Consider the following 7,689-nt stretch of genomic DNA (forward strand, 5'->3'; position numbering starts at 1 on the left):
TCCACGGGCGGCGCCGGTTCGATCGGCGCGGACGTTTCCACGTCCGGCGACGCATCCATCGGCGCGTCCGGGGAATCGGCGGCGGGAATCGGCGCGGCAGCCTCGTCATTATCATCGGGCGCCGATTCGGCCATCGCCGCGTCTTCGTCGATATCGTCTTCGGAGACGGGCACGTCGCCGCCCGGTCCGAAATCCAGCCCATCGGATATGACCGTGCCCGCTGCGTCGCCCTCGGCGGGAGGCGCGCCCGCGGCCACGGCGGCGCCGCCGTCGGCGCGTTCGCCCTCCGCAACGGTATCGCCATCAGCGGCTTCGCCATCAGCGGTTTCGCCCTCGGCAACGGCTTCGCCACCAACGACCGCTCCGCCGGCGTTCGCTTCGTCGCCGGCTTCGCCCTCCGCAACGGCTTCGCCCTCCGCAACGGCTTCGCCTTCCGCGGCTTCCTCTTCGGATTCCGCGAGAGAACCTTCCTTCAGCATCAGGTTTTCGGTTTCTTCCGCCGCTTCGGGAGGACGAACCGAACCGAGGTTGAGATACGACGAAAGCGCCTCGACGTAGTCCGCCGTCGGATCGCCGCGCGCGTAGTCCATCGCGCTGCGCCCGTATTGATCGGCCGCCTCGGGCTGGGCGCCCTTGGCGAGCAGGATCTTCGCCATCGTCAGATTGCGTTCCTTGGCGGCGTAGTGCAGCGCGGAGACGCCGTAGGAGCTGCGCGCGTTGACGTCGGCGCCCCGCGCGACAAGCAGCGCGACGGCGCGCGTTTCGCCGCCGCGCGCCGCGGAAAGAAGCGGCGTGAGTTGCTCGTCGCCGCACCGGGCCTCGATATTGGCGCCGACGCCGGCAAGCAGGTCGACAAGCTCCAGGTGCCCCTTTTCCGCGGCGAGGCATAGCGGCGTCGTTCCATATTCGCCCGCGGCGGACGGATCGGCGCCGCGCGCCAGAAGGAGCTTGGCCAGATCGATCCGGCCGGCGGCCACGGCGTAATGCAGGGCGGTCGAACCTTTCCTGTTCGCGGCGTGCACATCGGCGCCCGCGTCGATGATCTGTTTGGCGGCGATGGCGCGCCCGTGCTTCGCGGCGATGTGAAGCGGCGTGCGCCCGCTCTCGTCGGCGGCGTCAAGCGCGGGTTTCGTCGCGAGCATCATCCCGACGATCGGGGGGCTTCCCTTTTCCGCGGCGCGATGCAACGAGGTCGCGCCGGTCTTGTCCGCGGTATCGACGCTCGCCCCGCGCGAAAGCAATAGCGCGACGGCGGCTTTTCGCCCCTTGCTGGCGGCCAGTGCGAGCGGCGTTGCGCCGTCCTCGTCCTGAAAGTCGATCGTCGCGCCGCGATCGACGAGGAGCCCGACGATGTCGGCGTAGCCCCAGTCGGCGGCGACGTGCAGCGGCGTGCGCCCTTTCTCGCCGATCTTGTTGGGGGAGTCCCCCTTGTCGAGGCGCTTTTTGACGCCTTCGAAATTGCCGCCCTCGGCGAGGCTGTGGAGGTCGTTTCGCCCGCGGTCGTAATAACCCGCGCGCGCGTGCGGGCACGCAAGCGCGAAAAACGCGGCGGAAAGGAGAAATACGGCGATGTGTCTTGCCATGGGCGAAAGCGCCCTCCATCATGTCGAACCAGCAACGGTATCACGCGATTTTTTCGATCACAACGCGGGCGGATATGCCGGGCGCGACGACCTTCGATGACGCGATGATGGCCTTCGGCGCGGCGTTCGGCGCGGGCCCCGAGGCGATCGTCGCCGCGCCGGGCCGCGTCAATCTCATCGGCGAACACACCGATTACAACGGCGGCCTGGCGCTGCCGATGGCCGTGGACGCGCGCGTTTACGTGCTGGCCTCGCGCCGCGTGGACGATCGCGTGGAAGCGATCAGCCGCGAGTTCGGCGAGCGCGGCGAGTTCGCCATCAGAGATCCGTCTCCCGTGGGTGCGTGGCACGACGCGGTGCGCGGCGCGATCGCCGGCGCGATCGAGGCGGGCCGGCATGTCACCGGCGCGAATGTCTTCATCGCGAGCGACGTGCCGGCGGGCAGCGGCCTGTCGTCGTCCGCGGCGACGTGCGTCGGACTGGTGATGGCGCTTGACGCGCTATTCGGCAAGGCGCGAAGCGCAAGCGACGTCGCCTTCGCCGCGCGCCTCATCGAGCACACGCACCTGGGCGTGCCGTGCGGCATCCTCGATCCGCTCGCGATCGCGGCCGCGCGTGAGGGATGCGCGATGCGGCTTGACTGCCGCGATCTGTCGCGGCGATTCGTCGCGATACCGAAGAATGCGGTTTTTGTCGTCGGCGACACCGGCGCGCCCCGCCGTCTTTCGGCGGGGGCGTATCACGAGCGCGTGCGCGAATGCGCGGATGCTTGCGTTCTGCTGGACGAAGCCGGAGAGCGCGTTGCGTCGCTGCGCGATGCGACGGTCGAGATGCTCATGCATCATCGGGACGCGATGCCCGATCACATCTTCCGCCGCGCGCGACACGTCGTCACGGAAAATACGCGCGTGGACGAAGCCGCGCGCGCACTCGAAACCGGCGATCTGTTGCGTTTCGGCGCGCTCATGAACCAAAGCCACGCGTCGCTCGCGAACGACTACGAGGTTTCGAGCCCCGCGCTCGACGCGATGGTCGACGCGATGCGGAAAACGCTTGGCGCGCTCGGCGCGCGGTTGACCGGCGCGGGGTTCGGCGGATCGGCGGTGGCGCTGTGCGCGGGCGAACCGGCGGCCGAGGCGCTCGATGCGTGCGCGTACGCGTACCGGGAAAGCGCGGGCGGCATGTCGGCGGGTGAGGGTGCGGGGCGGCTTTTTGTCGCACGGGCGTCGGCCGGCGCGCTTCTGTTGACGCACGAAGGCCGGCCGATGCCATGAGCGGCGCCGCGATCGCGCGATGGACCGCGGTGGTCATCGGCGCTTTGACCGTCTTTCGCTTTTCCGATCCGCCGCCGCTGCCGTCGGGCGTCGGCGCGGAAGACATGGCGGGCGCGCTTGCCGCGACATCCGTTGTACGCATCGCCGCCGCGCTCGCCGCCCTGGCGGTCGCTCTCGCCCGCGGCGGCATCGCGGAGATGCGCGGCGCGATTCGCGATCGCGCGAACCTTCGCGGCGACGACGTTTTCGCGTTTGTCGCGGCGGTCGCGTTCGCGGGCCTGGCGACGCACCTGCTCGAGGCCACGGTCGCGCGCGCGGCGGCAGGCGTCGCCGATCCGGTTTCGTCGATCGCGGGCACGCTCGGACCTATCTTGTCGATCCTCGCGATCGGCGCGGCGTGGTTTGTCGCGCTTGTGGGATTCGGCCGCGCGGCGTTGGTGATCGCGGTGCGCGTATCGAGCCGCGACACTTCGTCAAATGACGTCGAGCGACAAAGGCGGCCGATCGAGGATGCGTTTTTTGTCGGCGTCGCGGCCGTCGTAGCCCTTTTGCAACTCTGGCATTTCGTTCTGCCGGTCAACGCGATCGCATCGTTGACATTTCTTGCCGTCGGTTGTGCGCTATTCGCGCTCGGCCTGACGCGCGCAAACGAGCCGCGCGATCGTTCCGGCGACGCACGCCGGACGACACGGCGGACGGTTTTGTTCGTCGTCGCGGTCGCGTGCGTTCTGACCAATCGCGCCCTTGTCGCGCCGCGCGCGCCGGATTTCGGTCTCTACCATCTGCCGCTTCTGAACTGGATCTGCGAGGCGCCGATTGTGCCGGGGCTCGGCAACCTGCACGGACGGTTTGCGTTCAACAACGCGTCGTTCCTTTTTGTGTCGCTTGTCGATTTCGGCTCGTGCGCGCCGAACAGCCCGTACCTGGCGGCGACGCTGGCGTTTGTTGTCGCGATCGTGCGCCTTGCGCGCGGCGCGGCATTTGGCGCCGGAGGTGCGTCGAGCTTCGCGCGCGCGTTCGCGGCGTTGATGCTGGTTCCGGTCGGCGGATGGGCAAGCGGCGGGCTCGTTCAGAATCCGTCGCCGGATGTATATATTTATATATACGGGGCGATGCTCGCGCTTTGGCTTGCCGAGATGGCGGACATCGTACCCGCTCCCTTACGGTCGCGGTTCAAGCTCCGAAACCAGGGCGCTTTCGCATTGAACGAGGGCGAGGAGCGCGCGTTGGCGCCGATGCCGGCGGGCGCATTCGCGCTTGTTGCGTTCGCGGGTGTCGCGACGAAATTGACGTTCGTCGTGTATGCCGGCGCGGCGTTGGCCGTGGCGCTCGTTTTTGTGGCGTCGCGGCGCGGTCGGGCGTTTGCGGCGATCGCGTTGGCGGGAATGATCGTGATGGCGCCGTGGATCGCGCGCGGATACGTGTTGTCGGGGTATCCGCTCTATCCCGCGACCGTCGCGCCGGCCGGCGTGGATTGGCGCGTGACCAAAACGCAGGCCGCCCTTGAGATGGAGATCATTCGCGCGGTCGCGCGCGACCCGTCTTACGTGCGTTCGGGCGTGCTGCCGCCGGATTGGCGCGCGCGATGGCTGGCGCGCCATTTGTCGCGACCGTTCGATGTCTTCGTGCCGCTTGGCCTCGCGGCGATCGCGCTAGCGGCGTTTGGCGCGGCGCGCCGCCGATGGCACGGGCGCGCGCTCGTTCTTGCGCCCGCGATCGTGACGCTGCCGTTCTGGCTCTTGACCGCGCCCGATCCGCGATTCGCCGGCGCGAGCTTCTGGGCGCTCGCCGCGGGCGGCCTCGCGCTTTGGGCGATGGAGTCGCGCGCGTTCGCGGGCTTTGCGTTGCGCGCCGCGGCGACAGTGTCGATCGGCCTTATGATCGCGCTCCACATCGCGCCGCCGATCCACGAGCCGTGCGAGGGGGGATTGCCGGCGTTCCATCGATTCGCCTGCGGGCGGCGCGCGTTGCCGGCGGTCGATGCGCGCCCGATGATGACGCGCAGCGGATTGCGTCTTTACGTACCGGCGAGCGCGTTGTGTTTCGACGCGCCGCGGCCGTGTGCGCCGACGGCGTTGCCGGGCTTGTCGGCGCGCGACGCGGGGCGCGGATTTCGAATGGACAAAATGGACGAGATGGACTGAATGGACGGGAGCGGCTCGTCCGACAGCGGGGCGGCCGCTTGCTTACGAGCGCGGCTCTTTCGACAGCCCGCTCAATATGCGGACGGGGTGGCCGCTTGCTTACGCGCGCGGCTCTGTTCGTCGCCGCAACGCGCCCGCCGTCCCGGTGTTCGCCGTTTACCGCCGGATTGCGTTCATGCGATTTGATTCCCAATTCGCAATTCCGCATTCCCCATTCGAAAATCATCCCATGTTGATGCGGCGCGCGCGGATGAATTCGTTGATGACAAGGCGCGCGCGCGTGAGATTCCCCAGGCGGAAGTTCTTTTTGCGAATCGCCTCGAAGTCTTCGCTCGCCGGTTGATCCGAGCGGATCTCGCGCTCCAGGATCAGGATATTCTGCAGCAGCATTTTCAGATGCGCGGGCTGAAACTTCCTTAGGTTCGTGACGGACAGCGTCTGAAATCCGTCGGAGACGGCGCGGACGAAATCCTTCGGGCTCCCGGTCGGAAACGCTCCCATCAAAACTCCCCTCGCGCGCGGACCGACGCCGGCGCGGCGCGCGGTGTCAGCCGCAAAATTCGTGCGGATCGTCGCGAATGGCGTCCTGGTCGAACGTGGCGAAATCCTGCGTCACGTACATGTTGCCATCGTCGCAATGATACACGCCGATGCCGACGTGCGTCAGGTCGCGGCTCAAAATGATGCCGCGATGATTTGCTACGCATTGCGGTTCGTTCATGAATTGATTCTGAAGGTCCTGCACGTCGAACGCGCCGTCGGTGCCCATCGCGATGTTCTCGCCCGCCGCGAAAAACGAAATGCCCGCCGCGCTCATACGATCAAACGGGTCCTGGCCGTCGGGGTTTTCGTGCTCGAAGAACTGCCGGTCGCACATGTCCTGCGAGTGCGCGAGCGCGACCGCCGCGAGGCCGTCGTGCCAGCGAATCGCCGGCGCGCAGTCGCTCTCGGCGGGGTTCGCCTCGCGGTCGTCGTTGATCATGATGGCCATCTGGCAGCCCTCTTGCGAAGCGTCGCAGCCGGGGTTGCAGTCGTAGTCGATCCCGCACTGATTGTTGCCGCCCGAGCACTCGGTGTCGTCGAAGTCGTCATCGTCGTCGTCGTCGCCGTCCGCCGTGTCATCGTCCGCGTCGAACAGCGTCGAATCCTCGCCATCCGCGGCGCACGCCACGTACCCGGCGCTGTATGCGGCAAGCGCGACGATACAGAACCTCAAAGTCCACTCACGCATGTCGGTCCTCCAGAAAAAAGCGGTGCGCCTTCCTCCAATCGGGCGATCTTAACACGCATTTCGGCGGTACGCAGAGGGCACGGAGAAGACACCCAGGATACGGAGAGAATTGGGAACGGGGATTGGAGAATTGGGAATGTCCATCGCACGATGCGCTGTTGTCCGTCATTCGCGATTCGCAATTTGCGATGGCCTTTCAGCCTGTGCGCGTTGGGTGCCGATGCGCCGACGCGCACATTAAAACACCAGCGTCGTGACGAAGTTGACCGCGACGGACGGCGCGACGGTTTCGCCGCCGGCGCGTTCCTCGTAGAAGACGGCGGAAACGAACGGCCCGAACTGCACGGCGTGGTTTATGACATAGTATCCGCCCGCGGCGAGGTAGAGGCGCCGATCCTCGTCGGCCGCGAGCGCCAGGCCCTCGATGCGCGAGGAGAGGCGGCTTTCGCGGCCGGAGCGCTCGGAGATGTCCGGATCGCGAGCGTCGGCGCGAACGAACACGCCCGCGTCGTGGCGGAGTTCGAGATTCGCGTAGGCGGACGCGATCGCCTCGCGGATCGGGTCGCGATCGGTGCGCTCGTGGAAATCCTGAACGCCGCCTTCGAGGCCGAGATCGAAAAGCCAGACGGGGATCTGCAGCAGGCCCGCGTACGCGACGCGGCGGTCGATCGCCGTGCCGGGCGGATCGTCGCGCATTTCGTAGATCACCGCGCCGGAGAGGATGATGCCCGCCAGGCCGCCGAACGGCAGCGGCCGAACGCGCAGCACGCCCTGCGCTTCCTTGTAGCGATTATCCTCCTCGCGCGCGCTGCCCTCGCCGTTGACGACGGCGAAGCCGTACGCGCCGATCGCCCGCGGAAGCGCGCCGGAAGCGGAAACGCCGAGATCCCATCCGTTCGTGATGCCGAAGCGGCGTGACGCGGCGGACAGGGCCCAGGTGTGCCGCCATGCGTCGCCCGTGGCGATCGACCAGGGCAGCGGGATCATGCCGGCGCGCACGTGCAACGCGGGCGAGGCGTACCACGACACGTACGCCGCGGACAAAACCGCGACGACGCGTCCCGCGTGCGGATCGTCGCCGGCGCCGTCCTGATCGAGATCGAGATCGCGGCGATGCGCGGCGGAAATCGACAGGCGCGCGTCGAGCCTCGGTGCAAGATCGCCGTAGAGCGACAACGCCGCGCCGCGCAGGAATCCCTCGAACGAGCCGGCGTCTTCGTGACGGACGTCGTCCTTGTCGGGCACGGTGGGAAGGATGTAGGCAAGGCCGATCGACGCGGCGGCGCGCATGGCGACGCCGCCGAACGGGTCGTCGTCGATTTCGAGCGGCATGTCGATTTCGGGCGGGGTGTCTTCGGTATCGAACTCGTCCTGCGCGCGCGCAAGCCCCGCGCCCGAGGCGAAAGCAACCGCGAAAGCGAACGCGGCGGCGCGGACCCGGCGGCGGCGCACCCGCG

Annotated in this window: 6 protein-coding genes; 2 read left to right on the forward strand and 4 right to left on the reverse strand. The window is 67.8% G+C overall.

The annotated features are described in order from the left end of the window. The coding region (locus tag K8I61_13305) for an ankyrin repeat domain-containing protein (protein MBZ0273010.1) at positions 1 to 1,583 on the reverse strand (1,583 nt) is incomplete at its 3' end. Positions 1,584 to 1,603: 20 nt separating this feature from the next. Between K8I61_13305 and galK the strand changes: the two genes are divergently transcribed. Together galK and K8I61_13315 are read left to right on the forward strand one after the other, a co-directional pair. Beyond that, the gene (gene galK / locus K8I61_13310) at positions 1,604 to 2,857 is read left to right on the forward strand and encodes a galactokinase (protein ID MBZ0273011.1); all 1,254 of its coding nucleotides are present in this window, start codon (positions 1,604 to 1,606) and stop codon (positions 2,855 to 2,857) included. After that, positions 2,854 to 5,001, forward strand: coding sequence for a hypothetical protein (locus K8I61_13315; GenBank protein MBZ0273012.1), 2,148 nt, complete (start codon positions 2,854 to 2,856; stop codon positions 4,999 to 5,001). The genes galK and K8I61_13315 overlap by 4 nt, the downstream gene beginning before the upstream one ends. Before the next feature lie 222 nt (positions 5,002 to 5,223). Here the strand turns inward: K8I61_13315 and K8I61_13320 are convergent, their stop codons facing one another. From K8I61_13320 to K8I61_13330, 3 genes are all read right to left on the reverse strand, one after another. Beyond that, on the reverse strand, positions 5,224 to 5,502 hold the full coding sequence (locus tag K8I61_13320; GenBank protein MBZ0273013.1) for a hypothetical protein: 279 nt from the start codon (positions 5,500 to 5,502) through the stop codon (positions 5,224 to 5,226). Between the two features lie 46 nt (positions 5,503 to 5,548). Further along, complete coding sequence (locus K8I61_13325) at positions 5,549 to 6,232, reverse strand: CAP domain-containing protein (GenBank protein MBZ0273014.1); 684 nt, start codon at positions 6,230 to 6,232, stop codon at positions 5,549 to 5,551. A 237-nt stretch (positions 6,233 to 6,469) separates the two neighbouring features. Then, the coding region (locus K8I61_13330; GenBank protein MBZ0273015.1) for a hypothetical protein at positions 6,470 to 7,689 on the reverse strand (1,220 nt) is incomplete at its 5' end.

The organism is bacterium (assembly GCA_019912885.1).
In the GTDB taxonomy this organism is placed as follows: domain Bacteria; phylum Lernaellota; class Lernaellaia; order JACKCT01; family JACKCT01; genus JAIOHV01.